Genomic DNA, 1,801 nt, shown 5'->3' on the forward strand with positions numbered 1-1,801 from the left:
TTAACGCTAGGCTCTTTTTTAAAAGGAGTTGGATAGCAAGTATGGCAGTAGACACTGGAATTAAAACGTACCAGTCCCCTTTAAAGACGATACATAATAATATGTTGCTGACAAAAGAGGGCTACGTTTGGGCGTACTACCGAGTATTACCAGAGGAAACAAATTTCGGGAATTTAGATAAGATTGAGGAATTTAAACGAAAATGGACAAATGTTTTTCGGAAAACCTTACCAAGATTCAAAGAGTTTGAGATTTTCATGTTTCCTAAAGATAAGCAGCTGACAAGCCGTTTTGAGGATTTTCAAAAAGATTTAGCAATGGAATCTTATGCGTTAGGTACGGAGTATATGAATCGGACAATCCATTCATTAAAAGAAAATCTAGGTGAGATTACGGAACCTGATTTCATTTTAGGTGTGCGGTTAAAAGATGTGTATTCCAATGCTAACCCTGTTGACACGGTGAAACGTGTAACAGCGGATGTAACCGATAAGGTTTTAGTCTGGTTAGGCAAACGCCAAGTTGTGGATATGGAGATATTTTCTAAAATCAAGAACTTGGAAGAAGAATTGTTTCGGTCGTTGCGCTCTAGAAAAGCCATTCGTTTAACTGAAGATGAAACAGTCTATGTCAATCGGTATAACTATATTCGGCATATGGAACATGATGCAGCGTTTGAGGTGCGAAATAAAGAGCGAATTACGGATGCTGTGATTGATCCTGTTTCCGACGTTGGATTTTTGCATTTAGAAGCTGATATTGGTAAAAGTGTGATGGCCACTTTGCCAATTGCGAATTTTGAAAGTATTAACATTTCCAATAATCATTTGTTTCAGTTGGCTCAGAAAATGGGCTTTCCTTGTGAAATACGGATAAAAGCCTGTTATGTGGAAGCTAGTGGTTTAACTGGATTTTCTTCTAAGGTGAGTGCAAAAAAACGTCGATTTACGAATGAAGCGCAAGATACAATGCAGGCAGGTGATCCTGTAACAGATAAGCTAAAACTTGGGTTACAGGCAACTGATCGTTTAGAAAATGAAATTGATAAAAATGAACCTATTTTAAAATGGATGGCGTGTTTTGTCATTGGAGGAAAAGATGTTCGGCAATGCCGTGTTCGTGGGGATTCTTTGATTTCTACGATGGATAATATAGGGATTCGAGTTGTGCGGCCAACGGCCAAGCAATTAGAACTCTTTTATCAAGAATTAGAAGGCAAGAGTATTGAAAATCAGCGAGATTATATGCAAGTCTCTAATGGCCAAACGTTAGCAGAATCATTATTTGCGGTGACAAATAATGTGGGTACAAATGCTGGGTGGTACATTGGCCGAACGGATTATTATGATGAAACAGATTCCCTGAAAGAAAGTATTAAGGCTTCACGAAATATTGTGTTGTATAACTTCTTAGTGGCCAATCAAGGCCAAGAGCGAGCAATGACGGATAGTCCTCATATTGCAATTACTGGTGAAACTGGTAAAGGAAAATCTTACTTAACGAAAATGATTTTCTTTTATTCTTCTTTCATGAAGGTAAAAACACTCTATATTGATCCAAAGCAGGAAGTACGAAAACAATTTCAACGAACGGTGAACGATCCGTATATGCAGCAACATTATCCTAGTTTTTTAAAGCATTTACGGTCATTTCATTATGTGACGCTGGATGCTAAAAATCCGAAGAATCATGGTGTTTTAGACCCGATTGTTTTTTTGAAAGATGTGGATGCGAAAGATACCGCACAAGCTATGATTAGCTCCATTTATGACCTGAAGGATAAAGAAGAAGTAGAAACAGC

1 protein-coding gene is annotated in these 1,801 nt (G+C 37.8%); it reads left to right on the forward strand.

The genetic code is table 11. The features are described 5' to 3' along the window. Window positions 1–41: 41 nt before the first annotated feature. A partial coding sequence (locus tag AC1Z3S_RS19980; RefSeq protein WP_461741833.1) for an ATP-binding protein occupies window positions 42–1,801 on the forward strand: 1,760 nt, incomplete at its 3' end.

The sequence above is a fragment of the Enterococcus sp. LJL90 genome, assembly GCF_056924355.1.